Origin of the sequence: Bacillus salacetis (assembly GCF_049177075.1) — a bacterium.
Taxonomy (GTDB): Bacteria; Bacillota; Bacilli; order Bacillales; family Bacillaceae_B; genus Rossellomorea; species Rossellomorea salacetis_A.
In genome coordinates this window covers 3,170,814-3,194,570 of the sequence record NZ_CP185377.1, presented here as the reverse complement: position 1 = coordinate 3,194,570, position 23,757 = coordinate 3,170,814, and the positions used below count along the sequence as shown (strand labels likewise).

Sequence of the window (23,757 nt, the reverse complement as noted above, 5' to 3'; positions counted from 1 at the left end):
ATCATATTTTGTACTAGAGTTGAGAAGGAAGGGTGGAAAAATGAAGTCGTATAAGTCGTCCAATTATGTAGTAGCAGTCAATCTATCCACAATTGTTAAGGGAATCCTGGCGTTTGTTTTTGGCCTTCTCTCGATTTTTTCTTTGTCTGGCATACTCACATCACTTAAACCTGAATACCGGATTACTTCAAGTTCAGTAAATCACGCAACGGAACATGTTTCAGGGGCGATGCTATATAACCTTTTTACAATGGAAAACCGGGCCTTCAAGGCAGCCAGTCCAGAGGAAGAAGAATTGCCTTCTGTGTCCAATCTCGTCTTCAGGATGGCGACCAATATCAGTTTTAAAGATCCGCGAAGCTTTTTAGGCAGGGAACTTCCGGGATTTTCCATATTTGACGGAGAGATTCTGGTAGCTGGCGAAGGAACTGACTTCACCAACATGCCTTACGAGTCAGTCCCGCCTTCAGATGCCCTTAATCCGGATAATGAAGCCCAGACTCAGAATACAGATAAGATTGATGATTCGTCATCCAAAGACAATCCTAATACTTCCGGGTTGACGACAGGGGATAAGAAAACCGTTTACTTATACTTTACGCATACAAGGGAATCTTACTTACCCTATCTAAAAGATGAAAATAATCCGGATCGTGCCCATCATTCGCAAATAAATGTCACAAAAGTTGGAGATAAATTAAAAGAAGAGCTTGAAAGCCGCGGCATCGGAACAATGATCGATAAAACGGATATCGTAGCCAACCTAAACAAAAAGGGCCTTGATTATTGGTATGCGTACCAGGAATCCCGCCCGGTCGCACAAGCAGCTATGGCAGGAAATAAAGACTTAATCTATCTCATCGATATTCATAGGGACTCACAGAGAAAAGATGTCACTACTGCCACTATCAATGGTAATCCGTATGCAAAACTCGCATTCGTTGTTGGCGCTGAGCACCCTAACTACGAGAAAAATCTGAAAATCGCAACAGAGCTCCACAATCAGCTGGAGAAAAAATATAAAGGAATCTCCCGTGGGGTATTCGTTAAAAAGGGCAGCGGCACCAACGGGAAATTCAATCAAGACCTAACAGGGAATTCGCTTTTGGTGGAGTTCGGCGGAGTGGACAATACGTTTGAAGAACTAAACAGGTCTTCAGCAGCTTTGGCCGACGTGTTTGCTGAGTATTATTGGCAGGCCGACAAAGTAGGCCATGTCATCTCGGCACCTGCATCGAGTCAGTAATCAGGGGAATAAACATCACTTATGTAGAGGATGGGTAAGATGAAACGATTCATGTTGAAGAGCATATTGTTAGTTTCAATATTATTCGTCGGTGTTCTCATCGGTATGCAAAAAGCTAACGATGGAATCAAGGATATGAAGGGGTATGATGACGAAGGGTTCGGGACTCCTTTGACAATATCCGAAGATGAGACGGGGAATATTGAAGCATCCCTGCTGGGACAGGAAGTAGGGAGTGCCTCCATATCCGAGAAGAAAAAAAAGCTTGAGGAAATGAAAAGCTTTAATTTCTTTTCAGAAATAGGGAAGTCAGTTGCCGGGATTATGAAAGGGCTGGCTGAAAAAACAGTTGAATTCGTTTCTTCTTTACTTTGAGGAAAAGGACGCTTACGGGCGTTCTTTTTGTTGTTATAATCAGGTATTCGATATTCTTCTGCATGAGAAAACCCAGGGAGGAATCAAGCTGAGAGCATATACTATAATAACATCAGCGAGGGAACCCAATATTAAGCAAACCGCCGCGCTATGGTTATGATTGAATATTGCTATTTGTACTGATATAATTCAAAATAGTGTACATGCGTCGATTAACAGGAGTTGAAAGTAATGAACCGTGAAGAAAAATTAAAACGACAAGAGAAAATACGTAACTTTTCTATCATTGCTCACATAGATCATGGAAAATCTACTTTGGCAGATAGAATTCTTGAAAAGACAAAAGCATTGACTGCCAGAGAAATGAAAGAGCAGCTGCTTGATTCAATGGACCTCGAAAGGGAACGCGGAATCACCATCAAGCTGAACTCTGTGCAATTAAAATATCAAGCAAAAGATGGAGAAACGTATATCTTCCATTTGATTGATACACCTGGCCACGTCGACTTCACTTATGAGGTGTCCAGAAGTCTGGCTGCCTGCGAAGGGGCTGTCCTGGTTGTGGATGCAGCTCAAGGAATTGAAGCGCAAACATTGGCTAATGTTTATTTGGCATTGGACAATGACCTTGAAATCCTTCCAGTAATCAACAAAATCGATTTGCCTGCAGCAGATCCTGAAAGAGTGCGTCAGGAAGTGGAAGATGTCATCGGCCTTGATGCTTCTGATGCTGTTCTGGCATCTGCAAAAGCGGGAATCGGTATTGAAGATATCCTTGAACAAATCGTGGAAAAAGTCCCTGCACCACAGGGAGATCCTGAAGCTCCTCTGAAAGCTCTGATCTTTGACTCATTGTATGATGCCTACCGTGGTGTTGTAGCTTATATCAGAGTCGTTGAAGGCACCGTTAAAGTCGGGGATAAAATAAAAATGATGGCTACAGGGAAAGAGTTCGAGGTGAATGACGTTGGTGTCTTCACACCGAAAGCCACTTCTTGTGATGAGCTGACTGTTGGTGACGTAGGCTATCTCACAGCTGCCATTAAAAATGTCGGAGATACACGCGTTGGTGACACAATCACCAGTGCGAAGAAACCGGCTGAAACCCCTCTGCCTGGTTACAGAAGGCTAAACCCGATGGTATATTGCGGACTGTATCCAATCGATTCGGCAAAATACAATGATTTGCGTGAGGCGCTGGAGAGACTTGAACTGAATGACTCTGCATTACAATATGAGCCGGAAACATCACAGGCTCTTGGTTTCGGCTTCAGATGCGGATTCCTTGGACTCCTTCACATGGAAATCATCCAGGAACGTATCGAGCGCGAATTCAAAATCGACTTAATTACGACAGCACCAAGTGTTATCTACAACGTTCATTTGACTGATGGTGAGGAAGTGAAGGTAGATAATCCTTCCATGATGCCGGATCCGCAGAAAGTGGACAGAGTAGAGGAACCATACGTAAAAGCAACGATGATGGTGCCGAACGATTACGTGGGCGCTGTTATGGAACTTTGCCAAGGGAAACGGGGCAACTTCATCGATATGCAATACATGGATGAAACACGTGTGAACATCGTATACGAAATTCCTTTGGCTGAAATTGTCTATGATTTCTTCGACCAATTGAAGTCCAGCACAAAAGGCTATGCTTCATTTGATTACGAACTGATCGGATACAAAGAATCGAAACTTGTAAAGATGGATATCCTCTTGAACGCTGAACAGGTAGATGCCTTGAGCTTCATCGTTCACAGGGACTTTGCTTATGACAGAGGAAAAGTCATCGTCGAAAAGCTGAAGGAACTAATTCCTAGACAGCAATTCGAAGTGCCAGTCCAGGCTGCCATCGGCCAAAAAATCGTTGCCCGTTCAACAATCAAAGCCATTAGAAAGAACGTACTTGCCAAATGTTACGGTGGAGATATTTCCCGTAAGCGTAAACTTCTTGAGAAACAGAAAGAAGGTAAAAAGCGCATGAAGCAGGTCGGTTCGGTGGAAGTGCCGCAGGAAGCGTTCATGGCTGTGTTGAAAATGGATGACAACAGCAGCTCGAAGTAATTAAAATTATGATCTCGATATAAGGAGGGGGGATTTGCTTTTTGGAGCAGGCCCCCCTTTCTCTGTCGTGATTGATTGAAGGTAGTGAAGGAAATGATACGTTCAGCATATATACACATCCCGTTTTGCCATCATATCTGCCATTATTGTGATTTTAACAAGGTATTTATGAAGGGGCAGCCAGTAGATGAATATCTGGCAAGCTTGAGAAAAGAAATGCAGCTTCAGCTTGAAAAATATCCGACTGACAAATTGAATACCATCTTTGTCGGAGGGGGTACCCCGACAGCTCTGGATGCATCGCAGCTTGAAGTGCTCTGTCAGAATATCAATGACATTCTTCCGTTTTCAAGGGATGAGGTCGAATTTACATTTGAAGCGAATCCAGGTGATCTAACCAGTGACAAGCTGGAAGTGCTCTATCAATACGGTGTTAACCGTTTGAGTTTCGGTGTGCAATCATTCAATGATGAACTGCTTAAAAGAATCGGCCGCAACCACAGAAGCAAGGATGTATACACATCCATTGAAGCTGCTAAAAAAGCTGGTTTTGAAAATATCAGTATTGACTTGATTTATGCTCTTCCTGGACAAACGGTTGAGGATTTTAAGCATACTCTGAAAACCGCACTAGAGTTTGACCTTCCTCATTACTCCAGTTATTCGCTCATCATCGAACCCAAAACCGTATTTTATAATTTGATGAGAAAAGGGAAACTATCGTTGCCGGCGCAAGAAGCAGAAGCTGATATGTACAGCGTGCTGATGGGAGAAATGGAAGCGGCAGGGATTCATCAATATGAAATCAGCAACTTTGCAAAAAAGGGCTATGAAAGCAAACATAATCTCGTTTATTGGAATAATGAGGAGTACTATGGATTCGGTGCAGGTGCTCATGGATATGCCCGGGGAAACAGATATGCTAATTTCGGACCGCTTAAGAAATACATGCAGCCGCTGGAAGAAGGAAATCTGCCGGTCATCGAAAATCATGAGCAGACAACCGCTGAAAAAATGGAAGAAGAAATGTTCCTCGGGCTCCGAAAGACTGAGGGAGTTTCTATCAATCGCTTCACTGAGAAATTCGGTGAAAGCCCATTGACAGTCTTCAAAGAAGCCATAGAAGAAATGACCCAAAAAGAACTCCTGGCAGTCGAGGATTCAAACATCCGTTTGACCCAAAAAGGAAAGTTCCTGGGCAACGAAGTATTCCAAGCCTTCCTGGGTGTTGTATAAGATGAGTCCCTGAATGGTAAATTTTACACAATAAATTGCCCTAGAAACGGTTTGTTCTAATTGACATCTCGAAAATGATTTGATAATTTATTATTAGATTTAGCACTCAGTAAACGAGAGTGCTAACAGAGGTGATGAAAAGTTGTTAACAGATCGACAGTTGCTTATACTTCAAGTAATCATTGATGATTTCATCCGGTCTGCGCAACCTGTAGGTTCAAGAAGCCTATCAAAAAAAGAAGAAATATCTTTCAGTTCCGCAACGATCAGGAATGAAATGGCAGACTTGGAGGAGTTCGGTTTTATCGAAAAACCCCATACTTCTTCCGGACGGATTCCTTCCGAAAAAGGCTACAGGTATTATGTGGACCATCTGCTTTCTCCTGTACAGCTTGAAAAGAAGGATGTCAAAACAATCCGGTCCATTTTTGCCGAGCGGATTTATGAAATGGAAAAAGTTGTGGAAAGATCGGCTAAGATCCTTTCCGAACTTACCAATTATACAGCGATTGTTCTTGGTCCAGAGGTGAAAGAAAACAAGCTCAAGAAAATACAGATCATCCCTATCAACCAGGAAACAGCTGTAGCTATAATCGTTACGGACACCGGACATGTGCAAAATCGCATGTTCACGATTCCGAAGGCTATTAACTCCGGCGATTTGGAGAAGCTTGTCAATATCCTGAATGAACGATTGGCAGGTGTACCGATGACCGATTTGAATGACAAGATATTCAAAGAGGTTGCGCAGCTGCTTAAGCAGCACATTGAGAATTATGATTTAATGCTGCATTCCCTGGTGAATACCATGGATTTGCCGGTGAACGAAAAACTGTTCTTTGGCGGAAAAACTAATATGCTTAACCAGCCGGAATTCAACGACATCCAAAAGGTCCGCCTTCTGCTGAACATGATTGAGCAGGAGGAAGGTATTTACGACATGATTAAACACCTTCCTAATGGTGTCAATGTCAAGATCGGCAAAGAAAATAATGTGACAGCGATGGAGAATTGCAGCCTGATTACGGCTTCCTATTCGGTTGCTGATGAAAAGGTAGGTTCCATTGCCATATTAGGGCCGACAAGGATGGAATATTCCAGGGTCATTAGCTTATTGAACTTTTTAAGTGAAGATATGTCCAAAGCCTTGACCAAGCTGTATCAAAGCTGAGGCGTGTGGATATATTGAATAAAGGGTATCAGGGCGGCAGGGCATTGGTGGCCAGGACAGCCTGGTCACAGAACTCTTACAGTGAATGCGGTGCTGCTGATGAGGGATAGCCCCCTCTACTTTTAAGGAGGTGAAAGGAATGGCAGAAGAAATGAACAACAAAGTTGATCATGAAGAAGAAGTAAATGATCAGCAAGAAGAACAGACCTCTGAAGGGAATGAAGAAGAAATCTTCGCTGAAAGCCTGGAAGATCAGGAGGGTGAAGAAAGCGGGCAGTCTCCGGAGGAAACACAAATCTTGGATTTGCAGTCGAAGTTGGATGAATCCGAAAGCCGTTACTTACGATTGCGTGCTGATTTTGATAATTTCCGCCGCCGTGCGAACTTGGATCGCGAGGCGAGTGAAAAATATAAAGCTCAAAGCCTGGTAACTGAATTGCTTCCTGCAATCGACAACTTTGAGCGTGCGTTGAATATCGAGCCCGATAACGAACAGACAAAATCCTTGCTTCAAGGAATGGAAATGGTTTATCGTAGCTTAGTGGAAGCACTGAAAAAAGAGGGCATTGAGCCTATTGAAACAGTCGGGCACGAATTCGACCCTCACTTGCATCAAGCAGTAATGCAGGGTGAAGATGAAAACTTCGGTTCGAATATTGTAACTGAAGAGTTCCAAAAAGGATATAAATTGAAGGACCGCGTAATCCGGCCTTCAATGGTAAAAGTAAATCAATAATACTACATACAAATTACAAGGAGGTTTTTCTCATGAGCAAAATTATCGGTATTGACTTAGGGACTACAAACTCATGTGTGGCAGTCCTTGAAGGCGGAGAGCCTAAAGTTATCCCAAATCCGGAAGGTAACCGTACAACTCCTTCTGTGGTTGCATTCAAAAATGGTGAACTGCAGGTAGGGGAAGTGGCAAAACGCCAGGCTATCACAAACCCAAACACAGTTATTTCAATTAAGCGCCATATGGGAACAGACTACAAAGAGAAGATTGAAGACAAAGAATACACACCACAGGAAATATCTGCAATGATCCTTCAACACTTGAAATCTTATGCAGAAGATTATCTTGGGGAAAAAGTTGAAAAAGCGGTCATCACAGTACCAGCTTATTTCAATGATGCAGAACGCCAGGCTACTAAAGATGCTGGTAAAATTGCCGGCCTTGAAGTAGAGCGTATCATCAACGAACCTACTGCTGCTGCACTTTCTTACGGTCTTGATAAGATGGAAGAAGATCAGACAATCCTTGTTTATGACCTTGGCGGCGGTACTTTTGACGTATCCATCCTTGAACTTGGCGATGGCGTATTCGAAGTGCGTTCTACTGCCGGTGACAACAGACTTGGCGGAGATGACTTTGACCAAGTAATCATCGACTATCTTGTAGAGCAGTTCAAGAAAGAAAACGGCATCGACTTGTCTAAAGACAAAATGGCTCTTCAACGCCTTAAAGATGCTGCTGAAAAAGCGAAAAAAGATCTTTCTGGTGTAACTTCTACACAAATTTCACTTCCATTCATCACGGCTGGTGAAAACGGACCGCTGCACTTGGAAGTAAACATGACCCGTGCTAAATTCGACGAGCTTTCTGCAGACCTTGTAGAGCGCACTATGGGACCTACCCGCCAGGCGCTTAAAGATGCAGGCCTGTCTGCAAGCGAAATTGATAAAGTCATCCTTGTTGGTGGATCTACTCGTATCCCTGCTGTTCAGGATGCAATCAAGAAAGAAGTAGGAAAAGATCCTCACAAAGGCGTTAACCCTGATGAAGTTGTAGCAATGGGTGCTGCAATCCAAGGTGGAGTATTGACAGGGGATGTTAAAGACGTTGTACTACTTGACGTAACTCCATTATCACTTGGTATCGAAACAATGGGAGGCGTATCTACGAAGTTAATCGAGCGTAATACGACAATCCCTACATCGAAATCACAAGTATTCTCTACTGCTGCAGATAACCAGAATGCTGTTGATATCCATATCCTTCAAGGTGAAAGACCAATGGCAGCGGACAACAAGACACTTGGACGTTTCCAATTGTCCGATATTCCGCCGGCACCACGCGGTGTTCCGCAAATTGAAGTTAAATTTGATATCGATAAAAACGGTATCGTGAATGTTTCTGCTAAAGACCTTGGAACTGGAAAAGAGCAAAACATCACAATCAAGTCTTCAACAGGCCTTTCTGACGACGAGATCGACCGTATGGTTAAAGAAGCAGAAGAGAATGCAGAAGCAGATAAACAACGTAAAGAAGAAGTTGAACTTCGCAATGAAGCTGACCAGCTGATCTTTACGACTGAAAAAACAATCAAAGATCTTGGAGACAAAGTAGAAGAAGCTGAAGTGAAAAAAGCTGAAGAAGCTAAAGATGAACTGAAAGCGGCTATCGAAAAGAATGATTTAGAAGAGATCCGTACAAAGAAAGATGCTCTTCAAGAAATCGTTCAAGGTCTTTCAATGAAGCTGTATGAACAAGCTGCACAAGCTCAGCAGCAGGCTCAGGGAGCTGAAGGCCAAGCAGGCGGAGATGACGATGTTGTTGATGCTGAGTATGAAGAAGTAAAAGACGACAAGTAATTTTCAACTTCATAGAAACGGCCAATGGAAAGTCAAAGTCAGGTCTATCTTGACTTTGGCTTTTTCTTTGGTAAGGCATTTTAATTTTAAATAAAAGACAGAGTTGATTGAAGCGAAAGGGGTGTGACCTCCTGCGGGACTAGCGGGACAGGTGAGACCCCGCAGGCGCAGCCGAGGAGGCTCACCGCCCGCCCCGCGGAGTCACACACCTGTAGCGGAAATCAACCTTCCTTTGTTCAGAACACAAAGGGGGAACATCTCTAATTTTTAAATAATATTGTGAGAGCCCCCCTTTTAATGTTAAAATAACCTTTATGCATAAGGAATCGGGAGTGTTGTATTGATGAGTAAACGGGACTATTATGAAGTTCTCGGCGTTGAGAAAGGCGCCTCAAAAGACGAAATCAAAAAGGCATACCGCAAACTCTCAAAAAAATATCATCCTGATATTAATAAAGAAGCGGACGCCAACGAAAAATTTACAGAGATCAGTGAAGCCTATGAAGTGTTGAGCGATGAACAGAAACGTGCGCAATATGATCGTTTCGGACACACGGATCCGAATCAGGGATTTGGCGGCGGAGCTGACTTCGGCGGCGGTTTCGGCGGTTTTGAAGATATTTTCAATACCTTCTTCGGAGGCGGCGGAGGCCGCAGACGTGATCCGAACGCACCGAGAGCCGGTGCTGACCTGCAATATACAATGAGCGTCACTTTTGAAGAAGCTGTCTTTGGTAAAGAAACGGATATTGAAATTCCGAAAGAGGAAGAATGTGATACATGCGACGGTACCGGTGCAAAGCCTGGAACAAAACCGGAAACATGTAAACACTGTCAGGGAACCGGCCAGCTGAATGTAGAGCAGAACACGCCGTTTGGCCGTATTGTCAACCGCAGAGTCTGTCATCACTGTCATGGAACTGGTAAATTCATCAAAGAAAAATGTAATACTTGCGGAGGCAATGGAAAAGTACAGAAGCGCCGCAAAATCCATGTGAAGATCCCGGCAGGAATTGATGAAGGCCAGCAGCTTAGAGTCTCAGGACAGGGAGAACCGGGTGTGAACGGAGGACCTCCGGGAGACCTATACGTTGTATTCCATGTGAGACCTCATGAATTCTTTGAACGTGACGGCGATGATATTTATTGTGAAATGCCGATTACTTTCGTTCAGTCAGCATTGGGTGATGAAATTGAGGTACCTACACTGCACGGAAAAGTGAAACTGAAAGTTCCTGCAGGCACGCAAACAGGGACAAAGTTCAGGCTGCGTGGTAAAGGTGTACCAAACGTAAGAGGGTATGGTACTGGTGACCAGCACATCCGCGTGAAAGTGGTAACACCGACCAAACTTACGGATAAGCAGAAAGAACTGCTTCGTGAATTTGCCGATATTACAGGCCAGGTACCAGATGAACAGCATGAAAGCTTTTTTGATAAAGTAAAACGCGCCTTTAAGGGTGAATAAACGGGAACGGAGTTGGTAGATCGATGAAATGGTCAGAAATCAGCATACACACAACGAATGAAGCAATTGAGCCAATTTCAAATATTCTTCATGAAGCAGGAGCAAGCGGAGTAGTGATTGAAGATCCATTTGAATTGGAGAAAGAGCGTGAAGACATATTTGGAGAGATCTACCAACTCAATCCTGATGACTTTCCTGAAGAGGGAGTCATTGTTAAGGCGTATCTGCCGGTCAACAGTTTTCTTGGCGAAACGGTAGATGAAATCAAACAAGCAATTGAAAATCTAGTGAAATACAATATCGATATCGGAAGAAATAAAGTTGAGATTTCAGAAGTGAATGAAGAAGAGTGGGCAACTGCCTGGAAGAAATATTATAACCCTGTCAAAATCTCAGAAAAGTTCACCATTGTCCCTACGTGGGAACAGTATGAGCCTGTAAACAGCGATGAACTGATTATAGAGCTGGACCCAGGAATGGCTTTTGGGACAGGCACCCATCCAACAACGGTGATGTGCATCCAGGCATTGGAAAGAACCGTCAAGCCAGGCGATCATGTAATTGATGTCGGTACAGGATCCGGTGTCCTTAGTATTGCTTCAGCCATGCTTCAGGCTGAGAAAGTCGAAGCTTACGATCTTGATGAGGTGGCTGTCAATTCTGCAAGATTGAATACGAAGCTGAATAAAGTCCACAATCGAGTCGCTGTCAGTCAAAACAATCTTTTGGATGGTGTATCGGAAGGGGCAGATGTCGTTGTCGCCAACATATTGGCTGAAGTCATCTTAAGATTTACAGATGATGCGGCAAGAATTGTGAAACCTGGAGGCTATTTCATCACTTCCGGGATTATCGGGCAGAAAAAAGACTTAGTTAAGTCAGCTGTCATGGAAGCAGGTTTTGAAGTGGAAGAAGTTATCTTGATGGAAGACTGGGTTGCCATCATAGCAAAGAAACCTGAATAACTGTCTTATGAAGGGTGATCACCGATGCAAAGATATTTTGTAGACCAGCAGTATCAAGAAGGAAGTCCTTTAATCATAGGTGGAGAAAACTTTCATCATATTGTCCGTGTTATGAGAATGACAAAGGACAGCTCATTCTATGTTGTTTTTCCAGACGGGAAATCAGCAAAAGCGAAAATTGAAACGATTTCCAGTGACTACCTGGAAGCAGGGGTAGTACAATGGGAAACAGATGAAAAGGAAATGCCTGTGAAAATCACAATCGTGAGCGGACTGCCAAAAGGGGATAAATTGGAGTTGATCATCCAGAAAGGGACCGAGCTAGGTGCAGAAGAATTTGTCCCTTTTACCGCAGATCGCTCAATTGTTAAATGGGACGAAAAGAAAGCGAAGAAGAAGGTTGAGCGATGGGAGAAAATAGCCAAGGAGGCCGCTGAGCAGTCCCACCGCCAGCATGTCCCTAAAGTCCATTCACCTATTTCGCTTAAAGCACTGCTGAACCTTTCCGGTGACTACGATTATAAGATTGTTGCTTTTGAAGAGGATGCCAAAACAGGGGAACAAAGCAACCTGGCCGGCATTTTAAAAGCAGCAAAGCCAGGTGACCGTATTCTTGCCGTTTTCGGACCGGAAGGCGGCTTGACTGAAAAAGAAGTAGTTACACTCAGAGACCATGGATTTGTCTCATGTGGCTTAGGGCCCAGAATCATGCGTGCAGAAACAGCTCCATTTTACTTGCTGTCTGCAGCATCCTATCAATTTGAACTAATGAGGTGAAAAATATGCCAACAGTAGCTTTTCATACCCTCGGTTGTAAAGTGAATCACTATGAAACAGAGGCTATTTGGCAATTATTTAAAGAACAGGGCTATGAACGCCTTGAATATGAGAATACAGCGGATGTCTATGTCATCAACACATGTACAGTTACAAACACAGGTGATAAAAAAAGCCGCCAGGTTATCAGACGTGCTATCAGGAAAAACCCTGATGCAGTCATTTGTGTAACGGGATGTTATGCCCAGACTTCTCCTGCTGAAATCATGGCGATTCCTGGAGTGGATATCGTTGTGGGTACTCAGGACCGCAGGAAGATGCTTGAGTATATTGAACAGTTTAAAGAAGAAAGACAGCCGATCAACGGCGTAGGAAACATCATGAAGAATCGTGTATATGAAGAACTTCAAGTTCCTGCATTTACCGACCGTACACGTGCATCTTTGAAAATTCAGGAAGGCTGTAACAACTTCTGTACTTTCTGTATCATCCCTTGGGCAAGAGGGCTGATGCGGTCACGAGATCCAGAGGAAGTAGTCCGCCAGGCTCAGCAGCTTGTAGATGCGGGCTACAAAGAGATCGTCCTGACTGGAATCCATACAGGCGGCTATGGTGAGGATATGAAAGATTATAATCTTGCTATGCTTCTCCGCGACCTTGAAGAGAAGGTCCAGGGGCTGAAACGCATTAGAATATCTTCCATCGAAGCAAGCCAATTGACGGATGAAGTCATTGAAGTCATCGATAATTCCAAATTAGTTGTAAGGCACTTGCACATTCCGCTCCAGTCTGGTTCAAACACTGTACTGAAGAGAATGAGAAGGAAATACACAATGGAATTCTTTGCTGAAAGACTTGAGAAGCTTAAAAAAGCTCTTCCAGGTCTTGCGGTGACATCAGATGTCATCGTAGGTTTCCCTGGGGAGACAGAAGAAGAATTCATGGAAACGTATAATTTTATCAAGGATCACAAGTTTTCTGAACTCCATGTCTTCCCTTATTCAAAACGTACGGGTACACCGGCAGCAAGAATGACCGACCAAATCGATGAAGAAATCAAAAATGAACGTGTGCATCGCTTAATTGAGCTGTCCAACCAGCTTGCAAAAGAATATGCATCACAGTTTGAAGATGAAGTGCTGGAAGTCATTCCTGAAGAAATCTATAAAGAAGAGCCTGACAGCGGCCTGTATGTAGGATATACGGATAACTATCTGAAAGTGATTTTCCCTGCAACAGAAGATATGGTAGGAAAGCTTGTGAAAGTGAAAATTTCCAAAGCGGGCTATCCATATAATGAAGGACAATTTGTCAGGGTTTTAGAAGAAGAAAAAACAACAGCAGCCAGCTAAAAGCTGGAAGCCGGTTCATTTATGAGCCGGCTTTATTATTTTTCTAAAAAACCTTATTGATTAGTTTCCCATTTAGCTGTAAACTAAGTAGGTATAAGAAAGCGCAAACAATTCTTCTTTTTTTTATCTATTAGTGCAAACGATTGCGCATTAAATTATTCCTTGAATTGAAAAAAATTTTACGAGGTGTTTTACAATGAAAAAAGTATGGTGGAAGGAAGCCGTTGGCTATCAAATATACCCCCGCAGCTTTCAGGATTCAAATGGAGACGGTATCGGTGATCTGCAAGGAATCATTCAAAGGCTGGATTATGTAAAAGATCTTGGCGTCGATGTCATTTGGATTTGTCCCATGTACAAATCCCCTAATGATGATAATGGATATGACATCTCGGATTATCAGGATATCATGGAAGATTTCGGAACGATGGAAGACTTTGATAATCTTTTGAAGGAAGTCCATTCAAGAGGCATGAAATTAATCATTGATTTAGTTCTTAATCATACCAGTGATGAACACCGCTGGTTCATTGAATCACGATCTTCAATTAATAATGAGAAACGTGACTGGTACATTTGGCGTGACGGCAAGAACGGAAAAGAGCCGAATAACTGGGAGAGTATCTTCGGAGGATCTGCCTGGGAATATGATGAACAAACTGAACAGTATTATTTACATGTTTTCTCAACGAAGCAGCCTGATCTGAACTGGGAGAACGAAGAAGTGCGGGAAGCTCTTTATGATACAGTAAATTGGTGGCTGGACAAAGGGATTGACGGCTTCAGGATCGATGCCATCAGCCACATCAAAAAACGTCCGGGCCTGCCAGATATGCCAAATCCGAAAAACAAAAAATATGTATCTTCTTTCGATATGCATATGAACCAAAAAGGAATTCATACATTTCTTCAGGAATTCAAAGACAAAACCTATGCAAATTATGATGTCATGTCTGTAGGTGAAGCAAATGGAGTAACAGCAGATGAGGCAGATCTTTGGGTAGGAGAGGAAAAAGGGAAAATGGATATGATATTCCAGTTTGAGCACCTTGGACTATGGGATGCTGAAACGAATCCTGACCTTGATATAGTGGAATTGAAGAAAGTGTTGAGCCGCTGGCAAAAAGGTCTGGAAGGCAATGGCTGGAATGCGCTGTTCATTGAAAACCATGATAAGCCGCGTGTCGTTTCAACTTGGGGCAATGATGAAGAATATTGGAAAGAAAGTGCCACTGCAATGGCAGCGATGTATTTCTTGATGCAGGGGACACCATTTATTTATCAAGGCCAGGAAATCGGGATGACAAATGTCCAATTCCCTTCAATTGAAGACTATGATGATGTTGCCGTAAAGAATCTGTATAAGTTGAAACGTGAAGAAGGCGTATCCCATGAGGACATCATGGAAATCATCTGGGCTTCAGCTAGAGATAACAGCCGTACACCAATGCAATGGTCTGATGATAAGAATGGTGGATTCTCAGAAGGAACCCCGTGGATGAAAGTGAACCCTAACTATAAGAGCATCAATGTCGATGCTCAGCTTAAAGATGAAGACTCCATCTTGTCATTCTATAAAAAGATGATTGCCATCAAGAAAGAAAATCAGATCTTCACATACGGAGTCTATGACTTGATTCTTCCGAAGCACAAGCAAATCTATGCTTATACAAGAACACTTGAAAATGAAAAAGTCCTGGTTGTGGCAAACCTTTCGACAAAGAAAGCCGAAGCAGAACTCGAAGAAATCAAAGTTGGATCAGAAGGACTCCTCCTGAACAATTACACGGTAGAAGAGCACAGCAACGTAAACAAGGTTGAACTGATGCCTTATGAAACTAGAGTATATAGAGTAAACTAATCTTCGGTTGAAAAGACGAATGCCTCGATTTGATTCATAATTTTGTGGCTGAGATTACTGCTCTTGACTAAAAGAATCATATTTAAAAAAGCTCTTTTCTAAAAAATTGTTGTTTTTCACTCATTCTATATCCAGCGTTGATTGTAGCGGAAGGTGTACGACCTCCTGCGGGATTAGCGGGCAGGTGAGACCCCGCAGGCGAAGCCGAGGAGGCTCACCGCACGCCCCGCGGAGTCGTGCGCCTGTAGCGAAAATCAACTCTTTTTGCAAAAACTGCCAAGAAAAAGATCAGGATTAATCTTGATCTTTTTTTATTTTGGATACACTAAGAAAATGATGTCCGGAATTTTATTTCCTTAAAAAATTCGTATATTCATCTAACCTTTGTTAAAATAAAGAGGTACGGACAACTTGTTGGAGGAGTGTTACTTATGGAAAACAATATTGCAAAAATGATCGACCATACATTATTGAAAGCGGACTCAACAAAAGATCAAGTAACAAAAATCTGTGAAGAAGCGAAAGAATATAAATTTGCTTCTGTATGTGTCAATCCTACATGGGTGAAATATTCAGCAGAGCTTTTGAAAGGGACTGATGTAAAAGTTTGTACTGTAATCGGTTTCCCATTAGGAGCGACTACATCAGAAACTAAAGCATTCGAAACCAAGGATGCAATTGAAAAAGGTGCTACTGAAGTTGACATGGTTATCAATATCGGTGCTCTGAAAGATGGAAATGATGACTTGGTGAAGCAGGATATCCAGGCAGTAACAGCTGCCGCAAAAGGGAAGGCATTGACAAAAGTAATCATTGAGACAAGCCTCCTTACTGATGAAGAAAAAGAGAGAGCGTGCAGACTTGCTGTTGAAGCAGGCACAGACTTCGTCAAAACATCTACAGGTTTCTCTACAGGTGGAGCGACTATAGAAGATATTAAGCTAATGAGAAAAACAGTTGGACCGGATATCGGTGTGAAAGCATCAGGCGGTGTAAGAAGTGTAGAAGATGCAAAGAACATGATTGAAGCTGGAGCAACAAGAATCGGTGCAAGCTCCGGAGTTCAAATCGTTCAAGGATTAACTGGTGATTCGGATTACTAAGATGAAAAGACAGCCCGCAGGCTGTCTTTTTATATTATCCTTAGTTTTAATTTATCAAGCAATGAAGCCCTCATTCTTTTCCATGAAGCCGTTCAATCATTTTTGCGAATAAACCGGAAAACGGCAGGACAAAAACAGAACAAATGACATTAAAGGCGAGGCTGGCATGTGCCAGCTGCAATTCGGGATTTTGAGACGCTGCTCTGACAAGTTCACCCAAGTCATCAATAAAAGGGAAAAACAATAAAACCCCAATGACGTTGAGCCAGATATGGGCATAAACTGTCATTTTAGTTGTCCTTCCGCTGCCGATTCCGGCGATATAGGAAGTGACACATGTACCAATATTGGCGCCAAGCATAATGGCAATCCCCGCAAAGATAGTAATAATATCTGCATCAACAAAACTCATGGCAATGCCGGTAATCACTGTGCTTGATTGAACGAGTCCCGTTAAAACCGTGCCCAGGATTACAGAGAATATTGGAGATGCATTGGAATTTTCCATTAACGTATGAATGAAGTCCTGATCAGCCAGAGGTCCGGCCAATTCCTCGAAGCCCCGCATGCTGACAAAAATCAAGGCCAGCCCCAGCATGGCCAATCCCAGAGGGTTGATATTGCGATTCGGGAGGATTAATAAAAGAATTGCACCAGCCACTAACGGAAGACTTAAGAAGCCAATATCCAATGAAATGATTTCTAAAGTCAGGGTAGTTCCGATATTGGTCCCAAGAATAATGCCGATTGACTGCCTGAAAGTAAGGATGCCTGCAGAGACAAATCCAATTGTCAAAACCATGACAGCTGAACTGCTCTGCAGGATTGCTGTAACAATAATCCCAATAATAAATCCCTTCCAGGGTGCATCGGTCCATTTGAAAATCAATCCCCTCATTCTTGCTCCAGCCATGTTGTAGAGTCCGCTTTTCAGCCAAAACATTCCCAGTAAAAAACTGAAAATCAATAATAAGAAAAAAAATAAATGAAGCATGTCCTCTCCCTCCTTCTACACTTTATTAGCAACGAGCCAAATACATGTCTATTTATACGAGCAATTACTCGGAAATTGTTGACCTTATGGAATGCTTATATTATAATTGCAAAGTGAATGGATTTAATTATCCATACAGAAAGATAACTTTCTGTAAAAGGCTGTACTTATTAGCAGCAAAGTGAAGGGCAGCTAGGTATTGTCAGATGCCCTTAGTGGATGGCAAATTGCCAAGGTCTTTACTTGAACATGTAAGTGCAGTGTTTCGGAGGGAGGGAAAGAGAGATGTCAAAAACAGTTGTTCGTAAAAACGAATCGCTTGAAGATGCTCTTCGTCGCTTCAAACGTTCAGTTTCTAAAACAGGAACTTTGCAAGAGTACAGAAAGCGCGAATTCTATGAAAAGCCAAGCGTGAAGCGTAAGAAGAAATCTGAAGCAGCCAGAAAACGTAAGTTCTAAGAGAGGGTGTATATATGAGTCTTCTCGATCGTTTAAATAATGATATGAAACAAGCTATGAGGAATAAAGAGAAAGATAAACTCTCTGTTATCCGCATGCTGAAAGCGGCATTGCAAAATGAAGCGATTAAGCATGGAAAACAGGAGCTTTCTCAAGATGAAGAGTTGACTGTCCTTTCTCGAGAAGTTAAGCAACGCAAAGACTCCCTCCAGGAATTTCAAAACGCAGGTCGCGAAGATCTCGTTGAAAAAATTCAAAAGGAACTGACTTATGTCGAAATATATATGCCTGAACAGCTGTCTGAAGATGAAGTATCTGAGATCATCAAGCAAGCAATTGCTGATACCGGTGCAGAATCCAAGGCAGATATGGGTAAGGTGATGGGGGCTATCATGCCTAAAGTTAAAGGGAAAGCTGATGGAGCTCTCGTCAATAAACTTGTTCAAAATCATTTATCTTAACAATGAAAATGAGAAGCGGTATTCCGCTTCTCATTTTTTATTAGGTAAATACAAAAAAGTGAATTAAAAAAATGAAACCTTTTTTTATCCCAATCGTACATAATATAAACAACTTGTCATATTTTCTTGATAAACCGAAAGGGGTGAGGTTTTGAAGTTATTAAGAAAAATTTATATAGGTGGTTTACTGCTCTTGCTTGCTGCTTCACTTATTGGGACCTTTCCATTCAATACTAAAGCGCAAGATGAACTGGTTTATGTCATACCAATAGAAAAAGAAGTTGAAAAAGGTCTATACGCTTTTTTGAACAGGGGTATTAATGACGCTCGGGAGGCAGGAGCCGATACGATCATTTTTCATATCGATACTCCTGGCGGACTGGTCGATGCTGCGGGGAACATAGGAAAGCTGCTGGATAATACTGAGATAAAGACAGTTGCCTTTGTTGATAACCGTGCCCTTTCAGCAGGAGCGTTCATTTCACTGCACGCAGATGAAATTTACATGGTTCCCAATGCGACAATGGGAGCTGCTGCCATCATTGACCAAGCTGGTAATTCAGCAGATGAAAAAGCACAAAGCTACTGGCTGGCAGCAATGAAAAGTGCTGCAGAAACAAGTGACAGGGATCCGAAGTATGCGTTAGCCATGGCTGACAAATCAGTCGACCTTCCCGAAGCAGGTGCAGCTGAAGGGGAACTTTTAACCTTGGATTCCAAAACAGCAGCGTCAGTGGGATACTCCGAAGGTACAGTCAGTAACATGGATGAACTTTTACAGCAGCTTGGCCTGGAAAATGCTGAAGTGGTAAATGTAGAGGAAAGCTTTGCAGAAACACTTGCACGATTTATTACCAATCCGGTTGTCGTGCCTATACTTCTTTCGCTTGCAAGTTTAGGTTTGGTTGTTGAATTATATTCTCCGGGATTTGGTGTAGCCGGTTCCATTGGTCTGGCATCACTGCTGCTGTTTTTCTATGGCCACTTGGTTGCGGGCTTGGCAGGTTACGAAACATTGATTCTCTTTGTTATTGGTATAGGGTTGATTATAGCCGAGTTTTTCCTTCCTGGGGGTATTGCCGGGATCTTAGGGATAGGAGCCGTCATTGGGAGTATCCTGATGGCTGGAGGCAATGTTGTTACGATGGGGATTTCATTATTGATAGCGCTGACGGTCGCAATCATTGCAATGGTGGTGTTTGTCAAAGTGTTTGGTAAAAAGATGAATTTCTTTAATAAAATCATTCTAAAAGATTCCACTAATACCGAAAGTGGATATGTTTCAAATGTAAATCGTTTGGAGTTGATTGGAGCAACTGGTGTTACAAAAACACCATTACGCCCTTCCGGTACCATTGTAATCGATGATGAAAGAATCGATGCTGTTACTGAAGGCGGCTTCATCGCTAAAGATAAACCAGTAAGAGTTGTCAAAGTTGAAGGATCCAGAACAGTAGTAAGAGAAATAGAATAACACGTGAATTGAAGGAGGAAATGAAATGGTTCTAGATGCAAGCACAATATTAGTAATCGTAGCCGTGGTAGTCGGCCTCATATTCTTGGGAGTGCTGTTCACATTTGTACCCGTCATGCTGTGGATTTCAGCGATTGCTGCGGGAGTAAGGATAAGTATTTTCACACTGGTTGGGATGAGATTAAGAAGGGTTATCCCAAGCCGTATCATCAACCCGCTGATCAAAGCTCACAAAGCAGGCTTGACCGTTACCATCAATCAGCTTGAGAGCCATTACCTTGCAGGAGGTAATGTTGACCGCGTGGTGAATGCGTTGATTGCTGCACACCGTGCAAATATTGAGTTGACATTTGAAAGATGTGCGGCGATCGACCTTGCGGGCCGTGACGTTCTGGAAGCCGTACAAATGAGCGTTAACCCTAAAGTTATCGAAACTCCTTTCATTGCCGGTGTTGCGATGGATGGAATAGAAGTGAAAGCAAAAGCACGTATCACAGTAAGAGCCAATATCGACCGATTAGTCGGAGGTGCTGGTGAAGATACAATTGTTGCCCGTGTCGGGGAAGGGATTGTCTCCACAATCGGTTCCTCCAGCAATCATAAAAAGGTTCTGGAAAATCCTGATATGATTTCCCAAACGGTCCTTACCAAGGGTCTGGATGCCGGAACGGCGTTTGAAATTCTGTCGATTGATATCGCGGATGTTGATATCGGGAAAAATATTGGAGCCGAGCTTCAGACAGAGCAGGCGGAAGCAGATAAAAATATTGCCCAGGCCAAAGCTGAAGAACGAAGAGCTATGGCTGTGGCGAATGAGCAGGAAATGGTAGCCCGTGTTCAGGAAATGAGAGCGAAGGTAGTGGAAGCCGAAGCTGAAGTGCCGCTGGCTATGGCGGAAGCTTTGAGATCCGGTAATATCGGTGTTATGGATTATATGAATTACAAGAACATAGATGCCGATACAGAAATGAGAGGCTCCATCGGCAAGTTGACTGGAGATAAGAATGAAGAGGGCCAAGATGAATAGATCTTCTCTTTATAGAAAGGGGATCTCTTTATGGAAAATCTGATATTCCTTGTCATCGCGGGATTGATCAGTATGCTTTTCAACAGGATGAAGCGCGATCCTTCTGAACAGGAGCCCCGCTCGCCGAGACCCCAGCGTACTGAGCCTGAACAGGCTCCTGCCTGGGAAGAAAAGCCTGATCCGCAGGAATACTTTGATAAGGGAATTGAAGTAATTGAGACTCAAGGGAAAAATAAGTTCCTTGAAAAACAAGAAGAGGCTAAAAAACGTATTGCCGACCTAAAATCCCGGGAAAAAATGTATCACGAGCGAGCTCAAAGTGTGAAAATGAAGACTGCATCAACAGTTGAAGAACGCAGAGACAGAGTGGATCTGAGAAAATTGGGAAGCGACGATATTGTTAAAGGAATCGTTTTATCTGAAATTTTAGGACCCCCAAGGGCGAAGAAACGCAACTGGCGGGGCTGAAAATAAAATAACAGTGATGAAACCCCCTTTTATTTCATAAATATGAGATGAAAGGGGGTTCTTTTTGTATGGCAAAAAAATGGGTTCAAAAAGCGCGCCAGTGGATGACCAAAACAATGGACCTTCCGGAAGATGTCATGATGGACCTTCCCCGCATCACCATGATTGGACAGATTCATATTTATATAGAAAATCACAGAGGGCTTTTGACCTTCACTGATAATGAAGTACGCCTGCTCCTTAAACAAGGGCAGCTTCTGATAAAAGGTCAGTCTTTTGTTATAAAGATGATTCTCCCAGAAGAAATTCTGCTTGAAGGGAAAATAGTGGAAGTCGCTTATCTCGATCAGTAAAGAAACAGGAGGGGTTGGTTTGAAGAACCAGTGGATGACGTTTTTTACAGGAAAAGTACTTGTTAAGGTTGAAGGAAAGGGAATCGAGCGGTTCATTAATGAAATTACCAGATCTCAAATTGCTGTCTGGCAAGTAAAAAGGGCAGGGGAACAGATCTTTACCTTTTATCTATCCCTCAATGATCTACATAATTTCAGGCGTGCAGTCAGAAGATTTGACTGCCGTGTCACTTTTTTGAGGGGACAAGGCTCCCCTTTTCTTTGGAAGAGGACTCTGAAAAACAGCGGTTTCTTAATTGGGGCAGTCTCTTTCCTGTTTTTGATTCTTCTATTGTCCAATATGGTCTGGGGAATCAGTATAAAAGGAGCAAGCCCGCAAACACAATACGAGATTGAGAAGCAGCTGCAGGAGATGGGTATTAAGAAAGGGAAATTTCAATTTTCGATTCCTGATGTAGAAAGCATTCAGCGTGAACTCAGTAACAGGATGAATAACATCACTTGGGTCGGTGTCGAATTAAAGGGGACAACCTACCACTTTCAAGTAGTCGAGAAGAATGAACCGGAAGAAGAGGAACAACTCGGGGCAAGGAATCTCATTGCAAAGAAGAAGGCGGTCATTAAAGAGGTGTTTGTGGAAGAAGGGATGCCGATAGTTGAAGTGAATGACTATGTTCAGAAAGGACAGCTTTTGGTTTCAGGATTGATCGGAAAGGAAGAACAGGAAGAAAAGAAAGCAGTGCCGGCAAAGGGTGTTATTTTTGGGGAAGTGTGGTATAAAACAAATGTAGAATTACCATTGACTACTGATTTTGAGGTATTCAGCGGCAATGAGGAAATAAAGCATTATATTTCCTTCGGCCAATTCCGGTTACCGATCTGGGGTTGGGGAAAGATAGAATATAAAAACAGTGTAGAAGAAATCAGCGAAAACAAGATAAAGTTCCTTAAGTGGGAATTGCCGGTTACTTATGTTGAGAAAACGGTTAAGGAAAAGGAAGACGTTACGAGGAAATACACCAGGAAAGAGGCAATAGCAACAGCTAAAGAGCTTGCAAGGGATAACTTGAAAGCAAGTCTTCCGGAAGATGCAAAGGTAATCGGGGAAAAAGTTTTACACGAACAGATTGAAAATGGTAAAGTAAGGTTAAACGTACACTTTAAGGTAATTGAAGACATAGCTGTCGGACAACCAATCATTCAAGGAGACTGAGTAATGCCAGATGAATTAAATACTACAAACATACAACTTGATAATCCGAACGAAGCGATTGCACTTTTCGGGGTTTCAGATTCACATTTGAAGTCATTGGAAAATGAATTATCGGTTTCAATTGTTACCCGTGGAGAATCTGTATATATCTCAGGTGAAGAGCAAGATGTCGCAACGGCACAGGAAATTCTTAACCGGCTTCTCTTTGTCATCCGCAAAGGAATCAATATCAGCCAGCGCGATGTCACCTACGCTCTGCAAATGGCCAAGCAGGGAACCTTGGAATACTTTGAGGATTTATACAATGAAGAAATAACAAAGAATGCCAAAGGCAAGCCGATAAGGGTGAAGACACTTGGACAGCGCCAGTACATCCATGCCATCCGGAATAATGACCTTGTGTTCGGGATCGGTCCCGCTGGAACGGGGAAAACCTATTTGGCTGTAGTCATGGCTGTACACGCCCTGAAAAATGGGATGGTGAAAAGGATCATCCTGACCAGGCCTGCTGTCGAAGCAGGGGAAAGCCTCGGCTTCCTGCCGGGTGATCTGAAGGAAAAGGTGGATCCATATCTAAGGCCCCTGTATGATGCACTCAATGATGTCCTGGGGGCTGACCATACCCAAAGGCTGATTGAAAGAGGGACCATCGAAATCGCTCCCCTTGCCTATATGAGAGGAAGAACGCTGGATGACGCCTTTGTCATACTGGACGAAGCACAAAATACTACACAAGCCCAAATGAAGATGTTCCTGACAAGACTTGGCTTTGAGTCAAAGATGATCATCAATGGTGACAGGTCACAGGTCGATTTGCCTAAAGGGGCACAATCAGGGCTGGTCACCGCGGAAAAAATCCTAAAGGATATAAAAGGTCTCGCTTTTGTTTATCTTGAGCAATCTGATGTTGTCCGCCACCCGCTTGTCGGAAAAATCATCAATGCTTATGAAAAAAATACAATGTGAAAAACGGCTTGCGGATCATTTCCGCAGGCCGTTTTCTTATGTTTCCGAAAAACTGGAAAATACATACAAAGCTGAAAATAGAGGGTGCAATCCCCTCCAAAAACTGTTATCATTTTACATAATTAA

Annotated in this window: 22 protein-coding genes; 21 read left to right on the top strand and 1 reads right to left on the bottom strand. The window is 42.8% G+C overall.

All coding sequences use genetic code 11. The annotated features are described in order from the left end of the window. Nucleotides 1–40: 40 nt before the first annotated feature. The 13 genes from spoIIP (at nt 41) to deoC (ending at nt 16,216) form a co-directional block, all read left to right on the top strand. Nucleotides 41–1,246 (top strand): stage II sporulation protein P, encoded by a 1,206-nt coding sequence (gene spoIIP / locus ACOJQI_RS16765; RefSeq protein ID WP_421379974.1) that lies wholly within the window; start codon nt 41–43, stop codon nt 1,244–1,246. Nucleotides 1,247–1,285: 39 nt separating this feature from the next. Next, the gene (locus ACOJQI_RS16760; RefSeq protein WP_421379972.1) at nt 1,286–1,621 is read left to right on the top strand and encodes a YqxA family protein; all 336 of its coding nucleotides are present in this window, start codon (nt 1,286–1,288) and stop codon (nt 1,619–1,621) included. Between the two features lie 231 nt (nt 1,622–1,852). Then, complete coding sequence (lepA, locus tag ACOJQI_RS16755) at nt 1,853–3,688, top strand: translation elongation factor 4 (RefSeq protein WP_421379970.1); 1,836 nt, start codon at nt 1,853–1,855, stop codon at nt 3,686–3,688. A gap of 93 nt (nt 3,689–3,781) precedes the next feature. Then, a complete protein-coding gene (gene hemW / locus ACOJQI_RS16750) occupies nt 3,782–4,924 on the top strand; it encodes a radical SAM family heme chaperone HemW (protein WP_421379968.1) in 1,143 nt (380 codons plus the stop codon). Between the two features lie 142 nt (nt 4,925–5,066). Next, nucleotides 5,067–6,095, top strand: a complete 1,029-nt coding sequence (gene hrcA / locus ACOJQI_RS16745) for a heat-inducible transcriptional repressor HrcA (protein ID WP_421379966.1) — start codon at nt 5,067–5,069, stop codon at nt 6,093–6,095. Nucleotides 6,096–6,234: 139 nt separating this feature from the next. Then, nucleotides 6,235–6,831: a nucleotide exchange factor GrpE gene (grpE, locus tag ACOJQI_RS16740; protein ID WP_421379964.1), complete on the top strand. Its 597-nt coding sequence runs from the start codon at nt 6,235–6,237 to the stop codon at nt 6,829–6,831. Between the two features lie 32 nt (nt 6,832–6,863). After that, nucleotides 6,864–8,690 (top strand): molecular chaperone DnaK, encoded by a 1,827-nt coding sequence (dnaK, locus tag ACOJQI_RS16735; RefSeq protein ID WP_421379962.1) that lies wholly within the window; start codon nt 6,864–6,866, stop codon nt 8,688–8,690. Nucleotides 8,691–9,033: 343 nt separating this feature from the next. Beyond that, entirely contained in the window at nt 9,034–10,158 is a 1,125-nt protein-coding gene (gene dnaJ / locus ACOJQI_RS16730; protein ID WP_421385495.1) for a molecular chaperone DnaJ, read from the top strand. A gap of 23 nt (nt 10,159–10,181) precedes the next feature. Next, nucleotides 10,182–11,123, top strand: coding sequence for a 50S ribosomal protein L11 methyltransferase (gene prmA / locus ACOJQI_RS16725; protein ID WP_421379960.1), 942 nt, complete (start codon nt 10,182–10,184; stop codon nt 11,121–11,123). 24 nt (nt 11,124–11,147) lie between these two features. Continuing rightward, the gene (locus ACOJQI_RS16720; protein WP_421379958.1) at nt 11,148–11,900 is read left to right on the top strand and encodes a 16S rRNA (uracil(1498)-N(3))-methyltransferase; all 753 of its coding nucleotides are present in this window, start codon (nt 11,148–11,150) and stop codon (nt 11,898–11,900) included. A gap of 5 nt (nt 11,901–11,905) precedes the next feature. After that, the gene (gene mtaB / locus ACOJQI_RS16715; RefSeq protein WP_421379956.1) at nt 11,906–13,252 is read left to right on the top strand and encodes a tRNA (N(6)-L-threonylcarbamoyladenosine(37)-C(2))-methylthiotransferase MtaB; all 1,347 of its coding nucleotides are present in this window, start codon (nt 11,906–11,908) and stop codon (nt 13,250–13,252) included. A gap of 196 nt (nt 13,253–13,448) precedes the next feature. Continuing rightward, nucleotides 13,449–15,113: a glycoside hydrolase family 13 protein gene (locus ACOJQI_RS16710; protein WP_421379954.1), complete on the top strand. Its 1,665-nt coding sequence runs from the start codon at nt 13,449–13,451 to the stop codon at nt 15,111–15,113. A 431-nt stretch (nt 15,114–15,544) separates the two neighbouring features. After that, complete coding sequence (gene deoC / locus ACOJQI_RS16705; RefSeq protein WP_421379952.1) at nt 15,545–16,216, top strand: deoxyribose-phosphate aldolase; 672 nt, start codon at nt 15,545–15,547, stop codon at nt 16,214–16,216. Between the two features lie 70 nt (nt 16,217–16,286). On the opposite strand, the gene ACOJQI_RS16700 is transcribed toward deoC, so the two are convergent. Continuing rightward, on the bottom strand, nt 16,287–17,210 hold the full coding sequence (locus ACOJQI_RS16700) for a Na/Pi symporter (RefSeq protein ID WP_421379950.1): 924 nt from the start codon (nt 17,208–17,210) through the stop codon (nt 16,287–16,289). Nucleotides 17,211–17,495: 285 nt separating this feature from the next. Here ACOJQI_RS16700 and rpsU point away from each other — a divergent pair, with 285 nt between their 5' ends. The 8 genes from rpsU (at nt 17,496) to ACOJQI_RS16660 (ending at nt 23,631) form a co-directional block, all read left to right on the top strand. Beyond that, nucleotides 17,496–17,669, top strand: coding sequence for a 30S ribosomal protein S21 (gene rpsU / locus ACOJQI_RS16695; RefSeq protein ID WP_006838418.1), 174 nt, complete (start codon nt 17,496–17,498; stop codon nt 17,667–17,669). A gap of 14 nt (nt 17,670–17,683) precedes the next feature. Beyond that, nucleotides 17,684–18,130 carry a GatB/YqeY domain-containing protein gene (locus tag ACOJQI_RS16690; RefSeq protein ID WP_421379947.1) on the top strand — a complete coding sequence of 149 codons (447 nt, stop codon included), beginning with the start codon at nt 17,684–17,686 and terminating at the stop codon, nt 18,128–18,130. A gap of 151 nt (nt 18,131–18,281) precedes the next feature. Then, the gene (locus ACOJQI_RS16685; RefSeq protein WP_421379944.1) at nt 18,282–19,604 is read left to right on the top strand and encodes an NfeD family protein; all 1,323 of its coding nucleotides are present in this window, start codon (nt 18,282–18,284) and stop codon (nt 19,602–19,604) included. A 25-nt stretch (nt 19,605–19,629) separates the two neighbouring features. Continuing rightward, complete coding sequence (floA, locus tag ACOJQI_RS16680) at nt 19,630–20,631, top strand: flotillin-like protein FloA (protein WP_421379942.1); 1,002 nt, start codon at nt 19,630–19,632, stop codon at nt 20,629–20,631. A 30-nt stretch (nt 20,632–20,661) separates the two neighbouring features. Continuing rightward, nucleotides 20,662–21,099, top strand: a complete 438-nt coding sequence (locus tag ACOJQI_RS16675; protein ID WP_421379940.1) for a hypothetical protein — start codon at nt 20,662–20,664, stop codon at nt 21,097–21,099. Nucleotides 21,100–21,167: 68 nt separating this feature from the next. Then, nucleotides 21,168–21,452: a sporulation protein YqfC gene (gene yqfC, locus ACOJQI_RS16670; RefSeq protein WP_421379938.1), complete on the top strand. Its 285-nt coding sequence runs from the start codon at nt 21,168–21,170 to the stop codon at nt 21,450–21,452. A 19-nt stretch (nt 21,453–21,471) separates the two neighbouring features. Then, nucleotides 21,472–22,665: a sporulation protein YqfD gene (gene yqfD / locus ACOJQI_RS16665; protein WP_421379936.1), complete on the top strand. Its 1,194-nt coding sequence runs from the start codon at nt 21,472–21,474 to the stop codon at nt 22,663–22,665. Between the two features lie 3 nt (nt 22,666–22,668). Further along, a complete protein-coding gene (locus ACOJQI_RS16660; RefSeq protein ID WP_421379934.1) occupies nt 22,669–23,631 on the top strand; it encodes a PhoH family protein in 963 nt (320 codons plus the stop codon). Nucleotides 23,632–23,757 lie beyond the last annotated feature (126 nt).

Bases quoted from the DNA above. Each gene is read 5' to 3' on its own strand.
- spoIIP (WP_421379974.1), top strand. From the start codon at position 41: ATGAAGTCGTATAAGTCGTCCAATTATGTAGTAGCAGTCAATCTATCC.
- ACOJQI_RS16760 (WP_421379972.1), top strand. From the start codon at position 1,286: ATGAAACGATTCATGTTGAAGAGCATATTGTTAGTTTCAATATTATTC.
- lepA (WP_421379970.1), top strand. From the start codon at position 1,853: ATGAACCGTGAAGAAAAATTAAAACGACAAGAGAAAATACGTAACTTT.
- hemW (WP_421379968.1), top strand. From the start codon at position 3,782: ATGATACGTTCAGCATATATACACATCCCGTTTTGCCATCATATCTGC.
- grpE (WP_421379964.1), top strand. From the start codon at position 6,235: ATGGCAGAAGAAATGAACAACAAAGTTGATCATGAAGAAGAAGTAAAT.
- dnaK (WP_421379962.1), top strand. From the start codon at position 6,864: ATGAGCAAAATTATCGGTATTGACTTAGGGACTACAAACTCATGTGTG.
- dnaJ (WP_421385495.1), top strand. From the start codon at position 9,034: ATGAGTAAACGGGACTATTATGAAGTTCTCGGCGTTGAGAAAGGCGCC.
- prmA (WP_421379960.1), top strand. From the start codon at position 10,182: ATGAAATGGTCAGAAATCAGCATACACACAACGAATGAAGCAATTGAG.
- ACOJQI_RS16720 (WP_421379958.1), top strand. From the start codon at position 11,148: ATGCAAAGATATTTTGTAGACCAGCAGTATCAAGAAGGAAGTCCTTTA.
- mtaB (WP_421379956.1), top strand. From the start codon at position 11,906: ATGCCAACAGTAGCTTTTCATACCCTCGGTTGTAAAGTGAATCACTAT.
- ACOJQI_RS16710 (WP_421379954.1), top strand. From the start codon at position 13,449: ATGAAAAAAGTATGGTGGAAGGAAGCCGTTGGCTATCAAATATACCCC.
- deoC (WP_421379952.1), top strand. From the start codon at position 15,545: ATGGAAAACAATATTGCAAAAATGATCGACCATACATTATTGAAAGCG.
- ACOJQI_RS16700 (WP_421379950.1), bottom strand. From the start codon at position 17,210: ATGCTTCATTTATTTTTTTTCTTATTATTGATTTTCAGTTTTTTACTG.
- rpsU (WP_006838418.1), top strand. From the start codon at position 17,496: ATGTCAAAAACAGTTGTTCGTAAAAACGAATCGCTTGAAGATGCTCTT.
- ACOJQI_RS16690 (WP_421379947.1), top strand. From the start codon at position 17,684: ATGAGTCTTCTCGATCGTTTAAATAATGATATGAAACAAGCTATGAGG.
- floA (WP_421379942.1), top strand. From the start codon at position 19,630: ATGGTTCTAGATGCAAGCACAATATTAGTAATCGTAGCCGTGGTAGTC.
- ACOJQI_RS16675 (WP_421379940.1), top strand. From the start codon at position 20,662: ATGGAAAATCTGATATTCCTTGTCATCGCGGGATTGATCAGTATGCTT.
- yqfC (WP_421379938.1), top strand. From the start codon at position 21,168: ATGGCAAAAAAATGGGTTCAAAAAGCGCGCCAGTGGATGACCAAAACA.
- ACOJQI_RS16660 (WP_421379934.1), top strand. From the start codon at position 22,669: ATGCCAGATGAATTAAATACTACAAACATACAACTTGATAATCCGAAC.